Consider the following 16,088-nt stretch of genomic DNA (forward strand, 5'->3'; position numbering starts at 1 on the left):
TTATATAGCTTAGCATTTTTTCATTACTTATAGCCTCTCTCAACAGATTATGATAAACTTTCATTGTTCAAATGTATTCATGGCGTCCCTAAGTACGTTTTAATGAAGGGGGTTTTATGTTGACTATTAATAGACGCTTATCATATTATAAACGCAATCTTATCTCCTATATTTTTCTCTTTTTTCTACCTGTCTTGATTTTCATAGTTTTATATCAGTTTTTATTTAACACCATATTAAAAGAAGAGCTTATAAGAAACAGCCAATCTCAGTTAACTTCTCTTGAAAAAAATATTAGCAGTGAAATGAACCAAATAGATGCTGTTGTTAATCAAGTTAATATTGGTACACAGTTTGCTCCTTTTACCTATATCGAAAATCCCAATTATGCAAAAGACCGCATTAACCAACTTAGACGCTATACGGCTGTCAATCCATTTATTCATAACATTCTACTTCACTACAATGATGACAAGTATGTTTACGCTTCTTCCGGCTCATTTGTACTTGATTATACATTTGACAATGTGTTCATATTTGAAAATTATTCAACTCGTGAACTCATTGAGACCATGGAAAACCCAGGTACAGGGATTACAGCCTCCGGTATCACCCTTAATTTGTATGGGGAAACCATTCCAACACACTGCTCAATTGTTGTCCGTGGGCTTACTTATTCCGGCTATGGCCATTATGGCAGCCTAGCTTTCTTTGTGGACGAAAAAAGCATCATGTCACAAATTCAAACCACTTTTCAAAGTGACATATACGCTAATTATATACTGGATTCAAATAATCAACTGATTACCCATGTTATACCTGAGTTTTCTAAAAGTGATACAACATACAGAGCCCTTATAGAATCTCATGATCAAGTAGCCCCTTCAACAATCCACAAAATTAATGGTGATGATTATCTAATGACCTATACAACATCTGAGACAACTGGTTGGCAATATTATTGTTTTACGCCTGTTGATGAAGCTTTAGCTGTAGCAATTCATACACAAAGACGATTTCTGATCATTGTTATTTGCCTATTACTTTTTGGGTTGTTGGCTATTTCTATTTTTATGACACTTAACTATAGTCCTATCAAAAAATTACAAACATTGTCTAAGGACTTTATCGATGGTAACACAAACCCCAATGGTAGTGAACTTAAGGATATTGAAGGAGCTATTCTTTCACTTTCAAGCCAAAATGTGGCATTAAATGAAGCCCTTGATGACAACTTCATTGCTGCCAAAGCTTATCTTATCGGACAGCTTATCTCTGGACAGCCAATGGTAAGAGAACATCTGGACCGATCGCTACTCATGAAAATTATGAATCCGCAGATTACGGACTATGCTATTGTGATGGCTCATATAGGTCAAGATGAACAAGACGACTGGCATTTTATAAAAAATGACTTAATGCATGATATCGAAGAAAAAAGCGGCACATACCTACAGTTATTATGCACCGAAAACAATATTCGTTATACGATAACAATCCTTATTCTCTTGCAAGAAGGGTTTAAGGAAAATGTCTTAGATGAACTACATCAAATACACAAGAACCTTAACGAAAAATGGCAACGTGATATTACTTTTGGCCTAGGTTCTCTAACAGATAACTTGAGCAATCTCCCAAGATCATATATGGGTGCATCGACCGCTATAGATTATCGCTTAATGATAGGTAATGGGTCCCTTATTCAATACGATAATCTTGTTGATAACATAGAACAGGCTTCAACTTATCCTTATGCTGAACTTGAACAATTTAAATTAGCTATTAGAAGAGGTTTTCCAAAGGATGTTGACAATGCTTTAAACAATATTGTGGCACAAATACAAACTAAAAACATACCTATTTTCATAGGCAGAAGCATATGCTATGAGATTATTAGTACTGTTGTACATAGCTATGAAAGTCTTGGCCAAAATCATGATGAACTTTTTAACAAATACCCAGACATCATTGCCATAACCAAATACGAATCGATTCATAAAATTATTGAATTAGTGACGTTAATTAGCTATGATGTGTGTTCTGCTTTGAGCAAAAGTTCTACAAAAGAGCATATACGATATGTAGACTCCCTAAAACAATACATATCCGTCAACTATTCATCACCTGATTTTTCACTTCAATTAATGGCTGACCATTTCCATAAACAGGCTTCTAACCTCAGCTCTTTTTACAAAGAAAATACTGGCGAAAACATCCTTGAATCTGTAACGCGTTATCGGATGAATGCCGCCAGTAATTATCTTATAAATAGTACACTACCAATCAAAGAAATATGTACTGAGATCGGTTATACCAATGTATCAAGTTTTATACGTCGTTTTAAACAGTTCCACGAACTTACACCTGGACAGTATCGTGAATTGTATCAAGACATAACTTAGTTGTCTCACCTGCTGTAAGTTTAATTTTCCTACGCTTTCCATTAATAACCATTTTACACTCCGTTGTTTTTAGGCTTACGATACTTATTGTTGTGATCGCCCCTTCACTCCAACTTATATCAACTGTATAGCCACCTCTTGCCTTAAGACCTTTAACAGAACCGCACTCCCACAATGTTGGTAAACCTGGAAGCATTTCAATGTATTCTTCATGACTTTGTATCAACATCTCTGCTATAGCTGCCGTAGCACCAAAATTCCCATCAATTTGGAACGGTGGATGACAATCAAATAAATTAGGATAGGTGGATTGGTTTAATAAGGCAATCATATTCTCATAGGCTGTGTCACCAGCATGTAATCGTGCATAAAACATTATAATCCAGGCTCTACTCCATCCTGTATGACCCCCTCCAGCTGACAAACGTCGTTCTAACGTTTTCTTAGCACCTTCATATAACTTAGGTGTTTTCTTTTTACTAATCTGTGTCCCTGGATATAATGCAAATAAATGTGATATATGACGGTGTCCAACTTCTACTTCATCATAATCAACTGCCCATTCCATAATCTGCCCATGTTTCCCTAATTTAATGTCTGGCATTTTCTTTAGGGCATTCTTCATTTCTTCATAGATCGAATCTTCATCCTCTAAAACAGATGCCCCTTCCATACACTTATTGAACAGTTCTCTTGTAATCTGTGTATCCATTGAAGGCCCCATACATAGAGCGCCTGAATGACCATTTGATACTATATAATCATTTTCTGGCGACACCGTTGGGCCTGTAACCAAGTAACCTTCTGGACTTTCTACCATGTAATCCAAAATAAATCGAGACGCTTCTTTCATCATTGGAAGCGCTTTGTTGGCTAGGAATGTTTCGTCCATGGAATAAGCATAATGTTCCCATAGATGTAGACATAACCATGCACCACCCATTTGCCAAAAGGGAGAATTCGCTAATATACCTTCACAGTCAGCATCTCCCCAGTGATTCGTGTTGTGATGAGCCATGAAACCTCTACAACCATAAACTTCCTTAGCTACCCTACGTCCATTGACAACCAGTCGTTCCATTAAATCAAACAACGGTTCATGACATTCGGATAAATGACACACTTCCGACGGCCAATAATTCATTTGAGCATTTATATTAATCGTATATTTAGATTCCCATGCAGGTGTATACCCGTGGTTCCATATACCTTGTAAGTTGGCTGGTAATGTTCCTGGTTGTGAACTGGCAATCAGCAAATATCGCCCATAATTAAAATAAGTTTCAATGAGTCCAAGATCTGATCCATTAAATGACGCTAATCTTTCATCTGTTGGTAAGTCTGACGTTCTCGCCTCAATCTTTCCAAGCTCTAACTCTACACGATCAAATTGATTTTTATAACTGTCCTTATGTCTCGTTTTTAGTTGTTCATAAGGTTTATGATATACAGCATCTATTTGATTCACGCAAGCCATTAGCGTATCCGCTACACGGTATGTACTATTTGCAGCAATAAATATCAGCGCCTCATCTGCATCTTCTACAGAAATAAAATCACCGATATGAGAAACTTTACCACCAATGGGAACAATCTTTAACAAAGCTGTGAATGTCACGCCATCTACGCCACAAGTTCCATGATAAGCAACACTATCTTCAGCAACTACCTCTAAAATTTCTTCATAAGGTCGTCTATTTAGGTTTGCACAAAATGTTAATGCGCCTTTTTTATCAGCAGTCAACTTCATAACCATGACTTCGTCCTCTATACTTGAAAACATCTCCCTTGAATACGTAACGCCATTGATCAGATAGTGTGATTGAACAGTGGCATCAGAAAGATCTAATATTCTCTTATAATTTTTTACTTGATCCTCGTGCTCAGCAAAAAACATTCTTAATTCTCCTAAAGGCAGATAAGGATTCAGATATTTAGGGCTAGACGTCATTGCCATTTTAGCTAAGTACTCTGCTTTTTTTAATTCGCCATCAAATAATAATTGTCTTATTTTGGGTAAATAGGCTTTCGTATCTTTATTTGTACGTTTCTTGGGTCCACCATACCATATCGAATCTTCATTTAAATAAATCACTTCTTCTTTAACATGGCCACAAACCATTGCGCCAAGTCGTCCATTACCAATTGGCAAAGCCTCTTCCCACTGTTTAGCAGGCTGTTTATACCATAATTCTTTATTCATCTACTTATACCCCTACTATTAAAGGTGCTCTGACCAGAGCCAAAGCACCTTTATTATTTTAAAGCCCCGTTCTAATTTTCATTATATCTTTGAAGTGCTGCTTCATGTATTTCTATTAATCTTTGTAAGCCCATATCATTAAGTTTTTTAAGGTAAGCATCCCATTGATCTTCAATACCACCCATTTGCATCCATCTAGCATACATCTCATCTGTATAACCAATAATGTCGGTTTTAAGAACTGCTAATTCTTCAACTTCTTCAATGGTAAAGAATACTTTTGGATAATATTCCATCTTATGATAACCATTATAAGCCTCATCTAACAGATTCTTTTCTATCATATGTGCTGGCTTATCTTTAAGCATCCATACTAAATCATCTGTAAAGGCACTAATACGTTCAAACCCTTGTGGTACTTGACCCGTTCTATTCTCTCTTGTAGCTTTTTCTTTCGTCTCGTAAACACCATCACCATCTGTATCTTCAATGTGGATGCCGATTTTTAAAGCACCTGATGCTTGCATTGTGAATACTGGTTCATATACGTTATCAACCCATGCCATCATGTACTCAACATCTTCTGCTAAGTGTGTAATTGCAAATGACCCTTTGCTAGTAAGACCAAATTGCATTAATGGCCAACTCTGATGGCCGTTTGGACCAACAAGGGGTGGCACTGGAATATAGTCATCTTTCTTCACATCGTTAGCCCAGCCTGTACTTCGCCAAGTTTGGAAAACACCAACTCTTCTTTCCTCTGATTTAAGCTTTGATGAGAATGCTTTAGAATCATGGGTGAAAGCTTCTTCATCAATAAGACCTTCTTCAAATAAACCATTGAAATACTGAATTGCTTGTTTGTATTCTGGTTGTGCTGCTGTGTAAATAACTTTACCCTCAACTAAATCAATATGTGTATTGAAATCATCCTGAATACCAAAGGCACCAAATAAATCTGATGCATATCCTAAACCGTCATTAAATGAATAGGGTATTTCATCTTCTGAGTTGCCATTACCATTTGCATCTTGCTCTTTAAATGCTGTCAATACAGCCTTTAATTCTTCTGTTGTTGTTGGCATCTCCATACTTACAGCTTCTAACCACTCCTTATTAATATAAAGAGGAAACTGTGTCGTACATGTAAATCCACCTGAAATTTGAGGTAAACTATATATATGTCCATCTGGTGCTGTGATACCTTTTTTATATTCTGGGTATTTATTAAACAGCTCTACCAAATTAGGTGTCAATTCTGGAGTAATATAATCTTCAATAGGAATTAACATTCCTTGGGAACCATATTTAAGCACTTCGTCATCTGTTAAGATGCCATTTCCAAAAAATGCATCTGGTAAGTCACCACTAGCAAATAGAAGAGAACGTTTTTCTTCCCAACCATTGTTTTGTGATGTTTGCCAATTAATTTTTACACCCGTCTCTGCTTCCAACTCTTTATACAATTCTACTTCAGCTGGACTAACTTCTGCATCTCTAAGTACTACCGCAATATTTAGCGGTGCTCTTTCCTTAACTTCTGTAGATTCATCACTACCTTTATCATCGTTATCTTGAACCTTTATCTCTCCATTGGCCGTTTCATTTGTATCACTACGCTTACCACATCCACTAAACATTGTTAAAGCCAATGCCCATACCATACATAATGCTATCATTTTGTTTCTCATAAGTGCCCTCCTAATATAATGTATTATGAAACTTGTATTGTGCATACCAATACCTATCTATTTCATCATAGACCATCTGCGCCACTAATGAAATGTACAAAACTTATAGTTTATGTGCGTTTTTCTTAGTACTGTCAAATTGCTATTTATAAGGATTTTAGCACTATGCATATTATTTTAGCACATGTATCTTTTTCATTTGCAATCTTAGTTAGACTTCCTTGAAGTTTAAAAGTTTACTGTTCATCTTAATGTTTCTTTAACAGGGCTATAACTGGGGAAGATGAATTAGCCGTAATCTTTTTTCATGCAAAAAAAAACAGCCTACAAAACTCATATAATTATGAGTCTGGCCGTTTTTAATGAGTTGTCTATTCATGCCTTTGCCATTAAACCTAACATTTGTCTTATTAAACTAATCTTTGGCACTAATTTTTTAACTATTCAATCATTAATGCGGATGAGCTGTTTGCGGGAACATATCCACAGGGATGATCTGATCTGTTGTGTAGCCGCCATCGACCAGAAATACATTATACTTGCTATAAAAGTGACTTTTTTTATTATATCATGATATTTCCTATTGACAAAACTAACAGTGTTAGTTACAATAGACCTACAAGCTAACAGTGTTAGTTTGAGAGCTGCTCGGCTTTATTATATATGATCATAAGGAGGAATTAATGAAAAAACCAATGAAATTCATCATCTTGTTAATAGTATTGATTGTTATCTACTTTGTGATCAACTACATCCAATATCGCTCATTCACAAAGAATGCATCAGAGAATGAACAACTAAATATACATCAAAGTGAAATATTCAATTTATCCTATGGCAAGATTGAATATACTACCTTTGGCATCGGACCAAGTATACTGATTCTTCATGGCGTAACCGGTGATGTTGACCAAGGTCTTGGAATAGTCGAACGCTACTTTCCCGATGGTTATCAATATATCATCGTCTCCCGTATGGGATATTCTGATTCTGATATTCCTGACAGTCCTACGGTTGCAATTCAATGTGAAATTTACAATGAGCTTCTTGACCATTTATCAATAGATGAAGTTTTTGTGTTTGGTAATTCAGCCGGTGGTACATCTGCTATCAAATTTGCTGATATGTATCCTAACAGAACGCTTGGGCTTATCTTACAATCTTCAAACCTACCCTATGATGAAGTGATGTCAGCTCCACCTAAAGCTGCTGCTAAGCTGATCTTTGGCAATGACTTTTTGTACTGGTGGACTTTGAGAACCTTTGGTGATGCATTGTTTATAAAGAGCTTCGTTGGTGAAAAAAAATATGATCTACTAACCAATGAGCAAAAATCTGATATCATCGACGATTACTTTTTGGGTTCCTTGCCAATTACTTCAAAACTAGATGGTATTGTCTTTGATTTTTATCAATCTAATCCCGCTATTAATGAACCAGATTTTTTTGATCACCAAATCGATACTCCGACATTAGTCCTAAGAGGGACCTATGATACAAGTATCCCTGAAGAAGGCATACTAAATCTGCAATCTCATTTAACAAATACTCAAGTTCAATATTATGATGCCGGACATTTTTTATACAATATGGATGATCTAATAAAGAACGATATTGAAGAATTTATAAACCAAACTATAGGAGGCACACATGCTAAATAAACTATCAAATACATTAATTAATCAAAGTAAACTATGGAAAATATTTCTTCTCCTAGCCATCATGGTTGCGCTATTTATGTCGCTCCCGGCTTTTGAGAGTTATTTTCAGATAACAGACATGGCTTCTCTAGATGAACTCCAATTTTACTCATCTGATGACATCTATCAGATTCTTGATCAGTGGGGAACAGAAGGTCAAAGGCAACAAATGTTTTTCCACTTCACTTGGGATCTAGCATTGCCTATAACATACTTTTTCTTTCTGGCTTATTTATTTTCTTGGTTGACCAAAAGAGGATTTAAGCAGGATAATCCTTTGCAAAAGCTTAATCTATTATCATTGGTCGCTGTTGTAGATATATTGGAGAATTTGAGCATGCTGGCACTAGTCTTACTATATCCAACAGAAATCCAAGTACTTGCTTTCTTAAAAACAGCCTTTACTCTAATAAAATTCTATATATTTGGCCCACTGATATCACTAGGGCTTTTTGTTTCAATCATAGCTACCATTAAAAATAGTATCTTCAAAGCTAAGAAAAAAGAAAGGAATTAATTATGATATATGATAATGATACAAAAAATAAAATTCTTACCACTGCCCTTGACTTATTTGCCGAAAAAGGCTATTCAAATGTCACTATTCGAGAAATAGCCAAACATGTTGGGATAAAAGGCAGCTCAATATATAATCATTTTTCAGGTAAAGAAGATATCCTCAGTGGTATATTAGAGTATCAAAATTATTTCAACGAAAAGGAATATGACAATAAAATAGCAGGTGTAGATCCATGTGAAATCTCAAAAGATACACCCTTAGAGATGATTTTAGAAATGGCTCTTACAACTTCTTTAAATATGTTCAGCTCAGAGGATATGATAAAAATACTAAAGATATTATCCCAAAACCAATTAAGTCATCCAAAAATAAGAGAACATTTTATAAATGTATTCCTTTTAACTGCACGGCAAAAACTCATTGAGCTATTCTCCATCCTGATAGAAAAAGATATCATCCAGCATGACGACCCAGAATTTTTAGCCTATGAATTCCATAGTTTTCAAATATACTCATACTACGAAAACTATCTATTATTAGAAAACTATGTGGTTACTGATGAAGATACTGAACAGATTAGATCTTATATGATAAAGCATATCCAGTTCTTTTGCCACGCACTAAAGCACTAAGTTGATTGGTGGATATATTAATTTTAGGAATATATTAACTTTTCATCTTCGCTGTCATTCCAAACAAAGTCATATTAAGTACATCCGCCTCTGAAGCATAGATGATATTTTTCTGCTTACTGCTTAATTCATCAGGTATTAAGTTTTCTTTTATTGCATCTGTATGTATACGATAATTAATCTTAGCAATATTTCTTTTTATGTCCCATCCTATTTGAATTTGCTCCTGCTCTTTTAGTCGCTGAAATTCCTTAATTAGGTATATCTTAAACTCTGCACTAATCCACATTCCAAATTCAAATGCAATATCTTTATGAGCATAAGTACCACCGTATCTTCCTGCCTTTGCCATTAAACCTATTGCATTAGTTTTACAAACCCACTCTTTAACACTTATTTTATAACTATTTAATCCTGCTTGACTTCTAATTGTGGCGAATTCGCCATAATTAAAATCTGGGTTATGAATTCTTTCCCATATTCCAAGATACTAGACTGTATTTCTGTTTCTAAGCCAGTCAGAAATAAAGAAATCTCCATCCTTTGCTCTTAACATGTCCGTTAGCGATATATAGTCTTCTTGATTTATTAAAGTCATAAGCAACTCACTCCATTTTTTTATATATCACTGGACAACTTGAGTAATGCAACATCCGTTAATATTATCAATGTTTTTAGTCCTATATCCAGTTAGTTTATTTACCAAATAAATTACTTTCTATCTATTTTACCATATCTTAGTTTCTGATATTTAAAACATTTTTACTTATTTTCTCTTATAGAAAATTATACATCATTTCTATGCACGCTTCAAATTGTATCATTACAAATTTGACCTTACCTATTTTCTTCATTGGTAAACCCGTTAAAATCTTTTGAGTAACCCCTTAATCATGTATTGATTGGCATTTTCTTCTCCTTTATATCAAGATAATCTGTATAATTTGATTTTCTTAAGACTTTTATAATTTGAAATAATATTATTTTTTGAAATCGGCTTCCCATGTGCAGGATAGACTTTTTTATAATCAATCGTCATCATCTTTTGCCAGCTTTTTTTGTATTCGAGCATATCTTCTATCCAAATGATTATATGATGAAGACTTGGCAATCCATTCATCACAGCATCACCTGAAAACAATATTTCGTCATCAAATAACAAACCAATTGAATCATGTGTATGTCCTGGTAGATCTATAATTTTTGCTGAAAGACGTTCTTCAATCTTTTCTCTATTATGGTCATCAATGATTAAAAATCTATCGCTCACTATGATTGGTTGAAATCTATGTTCACCCTTTCCTACTAACTTCATAACTTGACAGAAAAACCATGCCAATCGACTACTGCAACCACCATCAAAAGAGTTTTGTCCCTTTTCTAACTGATTCACTGACTTATGATTAATAATAATTTTTGCTGTGGTTTCTTCCATCAGCTGATATAGGAATCCAACATGGTCATCATGAGCATGAGTGATAAATATATATGCAATGTCATTAAGACTTATATTGTTTTTACTAAGCTCACTTTTAAATGTTTCCAAATACTCCTTATAACCAGTATCAATGAGTATGTATCCTTCATTTGATTCAACTAAATATACATTACTAATTCTATTTCCGACATTTATAATTCTTTGATCAATTGGTTTTCTTAAATTGAACTGTCTACGTACTTCCTTTCCTAACTCTTTATCAACCGTCATAACCTTTTCAATATATTCATCAAAGTATTCATACTTTTCAATATCTGTGCCAAATAAGATTATTTCCATTTTCTTTCGCATTATGTGGACTGTTTCGATTGCTGAATAATCTTGAATATCTCCAAGTAAGCACAATGTGTCAACAAGACTATCCATTGCTTTTTCGTGTGAAAAAGGTTTCCTTTTGATGGTTGATATCTCTTCAATATTAGTTATCTTTGTTTCTTTCTCTTCAATAATTGCATTGATATGATTTTTGGCATGTCCAATTATACAGGATTCACCACTGCAAATTTTACAATACTCTGTGCCCATGCATATACTATCTAGATCCTCCCTCAAATGTTTATAATAGTCTTGTAAGCGCTGTGCTTTTACTCTATAGGCAGACTTTATACCTTTTTTTCTGTGTTGAAATAGTTTTGCCACCATAAAACCTGTTATGCTGATTAATAAAATCACTAAAGGTAGAACAAACTCAACATTTCCGCTATACATATGATCTCCTTCCAAATAAAAAGAGACCTATAGATTAAATGGCGTAAAACACCAATTAATCCATAAGTCTCGCTCCATTAATAGTTATTAAAGTAAATAAGACCAGGATTCCTCCAGTATGTTGATCTTATTTTGGTTTCCCATAGCTACTCCCTTATAGAGTTAACCCAATTTTAACAAACGTCTATGAGACTGTCAAGATTTTTACTATGTAAAACTTTAAGATTCTATTGAATCTACAAACAGAACTACTTTAATGGTTTTTATCTAAGTTAACTTCCCAATTTTATCCCCTTAACTGAATTTAGTCTTGCAATCATTTTTTAATTTTGGTCAGTTAATCAACTGTAAACCCTGCTGTCAAATAGTATTTGTCATAATCCCCAGTGCTTCTAAAATCCAGTATATCTTTCACAATGCGGTATTCACCATTATCCAGATCTCCATAAAGCCAGCCCCAATCAACTTTCAATTCCCTATTATCACCAGAAGCCAAATCATAGCCAATATCATGAAATGCGTAATCGCCATCAATAGCTACAGGAACCTGATACCAACTTCCATTAATTTTCTTTTCCAACCAGAAGTATTCACCATATGTACAGTAACTACTCGAGTTATTCTCAATTACTAATGTCAAACTAATAGATGAAGCTGTCCCCTCCTTTAGAGTCATAGTAACGCCATCAAAGTTGTTGACCGTTTCATATGTTGTAGGTTCCCAGTCAGTTATTTTATCAGATAAGGTATCGCTTTTGTCTGATTCTTTTTCAGTAAACAACGTGTAAACCATATCGCCACGTACATAGGTGAGTGAGCCAAGCGTCCAATCTGAAGTTTGTAGATACCCATACTCGCCTGTGTCGAATCTTACAACTTCAAAACTATAATTGCCAAACTTTTTTGAATTAATCACTTCATCTATGGAAACAAACTGACTGCTAAATGGTTTATCCATTGGCTTATATGTTTTTTCATATAATGTATTATCTGATACGGTATATACGAACATATTTTTACTGTTCATAGGGTGTAATTGCACTATATTTCCATCCATGCTGACAGAAACATCACAATAATAATCTCCTTGAGTGTAATTACACTTTAAAGGCTTTAAGTCTAGGCTACGTATAATTTGTCGTGATTTAATATCATATACAAATAGTCCGAAATAACCGTGGAAAATCACAATATCATCAGAAGCAAAGTCAAGAAAAGCCATATCAGCGCCTATGTTCTGATTAACCGACCATATGGGTATAGTTGGCTCAAGGCTATTTTTACGCCATATGTACAAATCTCCTATCCAATCTTCATTTTCAGCCTCAATGATTTCCAAGGTATTATTTTCGTTTATTTTCAAAACAAGATCAAATTCTTCTACATGTAGCAGCACTTTTTCATTAACAATATCATATTCTCCATCATGAACGTAACTTATGTTAAAAATCCCCCATTGACATGTAAAATCTCTTTCCAACCTTATCCAATAATTGGTTTCATCATACTGACATTCATAGAAACCAAATTTAATTTCATTTGGTTTGTTTATATTATTATTATCTAAATCGTCTTCTACAAACTTTTTAATGTCTTCATTTGTTTCCAATAGCATATTGCCATTAATCAGCTTGCTAAATTCTTCTTTGCTTTTGGCAAAATCACGCACATTTTTTCCATATTGATCATTCGCCCATTCTCGTGTGTACTGCATAGAATATGGGATTAATCCATCATCTAGGTTGAAATTAATATATTCTACGTTTCCAATCAGAGCAAACATAATCATAGCATTATCTTGAAACTGTTGCTGATTTGCTTCACCACTATATAAATTTCTGGTTTCTGTATCTGTTTTTAGATTGACAGTTATTGAAAAAGGCTTACTATCAGTAAAAAGCTCAAAGGAATCATAAGTTATGTTTTTAGAAAATGTTAATAATGAGATAATACTTCCAACCTTTGAGTTATCACCTACATACTCGGTTTTATTTTTTAAAAGCTGTGAGGTAAGACTGTTATTATCTTCTTTAACTGTAATTGGGTCGGTAAACAAACCAATGGAAACTACTATAGCTACAACTAAAGCAACAACAATCACCCAAAACCTTGGTTTTCTATAATTTAACACGTTTTTAATTCTCCCTTTTACATTTCCCTCTCCAAAGGCAAGTGGACTTCCATTATAAATAGGCTTTCTGGTAGCAAGTGACAATAATGAATTAGCATAAGGCTTTTTTATATCTTCATCCATTTCTTTTAATACTCTTTCGTCACAAGAAAGCTCCATATCCTTACTCATCAATATAAACGAAACCCACACAAGAGGATTAAACCAGTGTATGGACAATATTAAGAAGGCTAATATCTTAATCATATGATCTTTCCGTTGAATATGGGTCTGTTCGTGTAGCAAAATATAGCTTCTTTCAGTGGCACTAAGTCCAACTGGCAAATATATCTTAGGACGCACCAATCCAAGTACAAAAGGTATTTTCAAATTGTTAGCTTCAAAGATATTCTTCTCAATTAGTTGTGCGCTTTTAAGCTGTTTATATAAGCTCAAAATAGAAACAAAGCTATAAACAAGCAATGCTATTATACCGAAAATCCAAACATATGCCCCTATTTCCACATAAATCTGCAATGGATTTGCACTAGCCCCAACAGTCGGTAAGGGAAGTGATTGACTTACAAATGAATCAACTGCTTCTATTAATCTGTGGACTTTGCTGATAGATGATATCATGTGGGATGGGTACAGTTTTTGTATTTCGTGGCAAAAGACTAAGCATACTCTCAAATGAGAATGTTATTATAAGGCGAAAGGCCACCACACCCCATAAAATTTTTAGCTCATTAATCTTATAGTCGAAAAAAAGATTTATACTAATATGGTAAAACCTGACACCAAGTACAGAGACATCTTTATATGAATTAACTATAATAGGCTTTTCCCATATTCCAGTAAGTAAAACTTTATTTCTATCATCAAAGAAGTAAATAACTATATCAAAACATCCATCTGGCTCAACCACTGACGAATAATCTTCTTTTATATCTTTCATTACCCAATAGCTTTCTATATAATCTTTAAGTATATTGTTTGGCTTAATTTCATAATACATGTCTTTCTACCTTTAATATTATATTAAATTATTTAGTTTTATTTGTTTATTTCCTCTGTAACAGAACTATGCTCTCACAATGTCTTGTGTAGAAGGTAAATGTATCGAGAATGCGTACTTGTCCCCTCGTGTAAGGATATTTTACTATATATCAATGAGATTATTAAAAGAGTAATTCCGTTTGATCCTTAAGATTGAAACCATGCCTTGCAAAAAAGGCAATCTAGGATGTCCTAGATTACCTCAAAATTTATTTAACATTATTCCAATGATTGGAATCTAGACTATCACTACCAAATCAGTAAACTCAAATCTTGTTTTTAAATTATTACTTACTATTGATTTCTCTTCACATTTACATATAGCTCTTTAAATTCATCATAATAAGGATTTTCCCATTTTTCATCTTCAAACGTTTCATAACTTACTACTATTGCCTCAAATGTGTCTACTCCTATCGCACTATCTATTGAAAAGCCACTTTCTTCTCCAAATGTTGCACCTCCTACAAGGTTTATATCTGAATAATTAATTTCTCGTAGATAGTCTGGATCATTAAAATCCATATCTCCTTTTATCTTTAACGGTAAGCCATTTTCATCCCAAGCTACAAATGCAATCACAGCATCTCTTATATCTTTTTCAGTATTATTTTTTATTACTGCTTGTAACATATCAGGATATAAAGACTTATACTCTTCACTTTGCACCACGTATTCTGTTGAAATTATAGTGATAGGCAATGCCTTCAATAATTCTTCTAATTCATTTTGTGCCATAGATGGCTTTTTATCTGAATTATTCTTTCTAGACGTTACAAGTGATGTATTCGATTCTATAACAACCTCTACAGTCATGTCATCACTAAGTTTCTGCCCTTCATATACTGTTTTAAATTCATCATAATAAGGATTTTTCCATTTTTCACCTTCAAACGTTTCATAACTTATTACTATTGCTTCAAATGTGTCTACTCCTATCGCACTATCTATTGAAAAACCACTTTCTTCTCCAAATGTTGCACCTCCTACAAGGTTTATATCTGAATAATTAACTTCTCGTAGATAGTCTGGATTATTAAAATCCATATCTCCTTTTATCTTTAACGGTAAGTCATTTTCATCCCAAGCTACAAATGCAATTACAGCATTTCTTATATCTTTTTCAGTGTTATTTTTTATTACTGCTTGTAACATATCAGGATATAAAGACTTATACTCTTCACTTTGTACCACATATTCTGTTGAAATTATAGAGACAGGCAATGCCTTCAATAATTCTCCAAATTCTTGAAGCGTCATTGTCTTTGCACTGTCTTTTGGCTCATCACTAACTTGTTTATCCACACTATCCTGCTTCTTACTCGTCTCATTATCTTCCACTTTTGTCTCTTCAGGTCTGCTATTTGTTTCTTTTACTGAACTATTCATTACCTCTTGCTTCTTTTCACTACCACATGCCACTAAAATAAAACAAATAAATAATGAAATAATAACCAAACTAAACCTTTTTTTCATACGATACTCCTCACTATCTTTATTTTTTAACGAAGCAATTATAGCACTATTCGACTTATTATGTCAAATATTTCCATAGCGATGTTCTT

At 33.9% G+C, this 16,088-nt stretch carries 12 protein-coding genes; 4 read left to right on the forward strand and 8 right to left on the reverse strand.

Features of this window, described 5'->3' with window-relative positions:
- The first annotated feature begins 116 nt into the window (after positions 1 to 116).
- On the forward strand, positions 117 to 2,402 hold the full coding sequence (locus HZI73_RS25355; protein ID WP_212696119.1) for an AraC family transcriptional regulator: 2,286 nt from the start codon (positions 117 to 119) through the stop codon (positions 2,400 to 2,402).
- On the opposite strand, the gene HZI73_RS25360 is transcribed toward HZI73_RS25355, so the two are convergent.
- Together HZI73_RS25360 and HZI73_RS25365 are read right to left on the reverse strand one after the other, a co-directional pair.
- Positions 2,359 to 4,605 carry a glycoside hydrolase family 95 protein gene (locus HZI73_RS25360; RefSeq protein WP_212696120.1) on the reverse strand — a complete coding sequence of 749 codons (2,247 nt, stop codon included), beginning with the start codon at positions 4,603 to 4,605 and terminating at the stop codon, positions 2,359 to 2,361. The genes HZI73_RS25355 and HZI73_RS25360 overlap by 44 nt on opposite strands.
- 71 nt (positions 4,606 to 4,676) lie before the next feature.
- Positions 4,677 to 6,296 (reverse strand): extracellular solute-binding protein, encoded by a 1,620-nt coding sequence (locus HZI73_RS25365; RefSeq protein WP_212696121.1) that lies wholly within the window; start codon positions 6,294 to 6,296, stop codon positions 4,677 to 4,679.
- A 683-nt stretch (positions 6,297 to 6,979) separates the two neighbouring features.
- Between HZI73_RS25365 and HZI73_RS25370 the strand changes: the two genes are divergently transcribed.
- Genes HZI73_RS25370 through HZI73_RS25380 form a run of 3 tightly spaced genes read left to right on the forward strand, consistent with a single transcriptional unit; the run spans position 6,980 to position 9,148 of the window.
- Entirely contained in the window at positions 6,980 to 7,957 is a 978-nt protein-coding gene (locus tag HZI73_RS25370; RefSeq protein WP_212696122.1) for an alpha/beta fold hydrolase, read from the forward strand.
- Positions 7,947 to 8,513 (forward strand): hypothetical protein, encoded by a 567-nt coding sequence (locus HZI73_RS25375; RefSeq protein ID WP_212696123.1) that lies wholly within the window; start codon positions 7,947 to 7,949, stop codon positions 8,511 to 8,513. The genes HZI73_RS25370 and HZI73_RS25375 overlap by 11 nt, the downstream gene beginning before the upstream one ends.
- Positions 8,514 to 8,515: 2 nt before the next feature.
- Positions 8,516 to 9,148: a TetR/AcrR family transcriptional regulator gene (locus HZI73_RS25380; protein ID WP_212696124.1), complete on the forward strand. Its 633-nt coding sequence runs from the start codon at positions 8,516 to 8,518 to the stop codon at positions 9,146 to 9,148.
- 34 nt (positions 9,149 to 9,182) lie between these two features.
- Here HZI73_RS25380 and HZI73_RS25385 read toward each other — a convergent pair whose 3' ends face one another.
- From HZI73_RS25385 to HZI73_RS25400, 6 genes are all read right to left on the reverse strand, one after another.
- Positions 9,183 to 9,617 carry a KilA-N domain-containing protein gene (locus tag HZI73_RS25385; protein WP_330619759.1) on the reverse strand — a complete coding sequence of 145 codons (435 nt, stop codon included), beginning with the start codon at positions 9,615 to 9,617 and terminating at the stop codon, positions 9,183 to 9,185.
- A complete protein-coding gene (locus HZI73_RS26790; RefSeq protein ID WP_330619660.1) occupies positions 9,557 to 9,688 on the reverse strand; it encodes a hypothetical protein in 132 nt (43 codons plus the stop codon). The genes HZI73_RS25385 and HZI73_RS26790 overlap by 61 nt, the downstream gene beginning before the upstream one ends.
- Positions 9,689 to 10,073: 385 nt before the next feature.
- On the reverse strand, positions 10,074 to 11,354 hold the full coding sequence (locus HZI73_RS26590; protein ID WP_246552284.1) for an MBL fold metallo-hydrolase: 1,281 nt from the start codon (positions 11,352 to 11,354) through the stop codon (positions 10,074 to 10,076).
- Between the two features lie 337 nt (positions 11,355 to 11,691).
- A complete protein-coding gene (locus HZI73_RS26595) occupies positions 11,692 to 14,103 on the reverse strand; it encodes a M56 family metallopeptidase (RefSeq protein WP_246552286.1) in 2,412 nt (803 codons plus the stop codon).
- The gene (locus tag HZI73_RS26600) at positions 14,057 to 14,482 is read right to left on the reverse strand and encodes a DUF6597 domain-containing transcriptional factor (RefSeq protein WP_246552287.1); all 426 of its coding nucleotides are present in this window, start codon (positions 14,480 to 14,482) and stop codon (positions 14,057 to 14,059) included. Before HZI73_RS26600 ends, HZI73_RS26595 begins: the two co-directional genes overlap by 47 nt.
- Positions 14,483 to 14,817: 335 nt before the next feature.
- Positions 14,818 to 15,999 carry a DUF5780 domain-containing protein gene (locus tag HZI73_RS25400; RefSeq protein ID WP_212696125.1) on the reverse strand — a complete coding sequence of 394 codons (1,182 nt, stop codon included), beginning with the start codon at positions 15,997 to 15,999 and terminating at the stop codon, positions 14,818 to 14,820.
- Between the last annotated feature and the right edge of the window lie 89 nt (positions 16,000 to 16,088).

Origin of the sequence: Vallitalea pronyensis, assembly GCF_018141445.1 — a bacterium.
Lineage (GTDB): Bacteria > Bacillota > Clostridia > Lachnospirales > Vallitaleaceae > Vallitalea > Vallitalea pronyensis.

Coding starts and splice junctions, on each gene's coding strand:
- HZI73_RS26595 (WP_246552286.1), bottom strand. CDS start 14,103: ATGATATCATCTATCAGCAAAGTCCACAGATTAATAGAAGCAGTTGAT.
- HZI73_RS25380 (WP_212696124.1), top strand. CDS start 8,516: ATGATATATGATAATGATACAAAAAATAAAATTCTTACCACTGCCCTT.
- HZI73_RS25400 (WP_212696125.1), bottom strand. CDS start 15,999: ATGAAAAAAAGGTTTAGTTTGGTTATTATTTCATTATTTATTTGTTTT.
- HZI73_RS26590 (WP_246552284.1), bottom strand. CDS start 11,354: ATGTATAGCGGAAATGTTGAGTTTGTTCTACCTTTAGTGATTTTATTA.
- HZI73_RS25375 (WP_212696123.1), top strand. CDS start 7,947: ATGCTAAATAAACTATCAAATACATTAATTAATCAAAGTAAACTATGG.
- HZI73_RS25360 (WP_212696120.1), bottom strand. CDS start 4,605: ATGAATAAAGAATTATGGTATAAACAGCCTGCTAAACAGTGGGAAGAG.
- HZI73_RS25370 (WP_212696122.1), top strand. CDS start 6,980: ATGAAAAAACCAATGAAATTCATCATCTTGTTAATAGTATTGATTGTT.
- HZI73_RS25355 (WP_212696119.1), top strand. CDS start 117: ATGTTGACTATTAATAGACGCTTATCATATTATAAACGCAATCTTATC.
- HZI73_RS25365 (WP_212696121.1), bottom strand. CDS start 6,296: ATGAGAAACAAAATGATAGCATTATGTATGGTATGGGCATTGGCTTTA.
- HZI73_RS26600 (WP_246552287.1), bottom strand. CDS start 14,482: ATGTATTATGAAATTAAGCCAAACAATATACTTAAAGATTATATAGAA.
- HZI73_RS26790 (WP_330619660.1), bottom strand. CDS start 9,688: ATGGAGATTTCTTTATTTCTGACTGGCTTAGAAACAGAAATACAGTCT.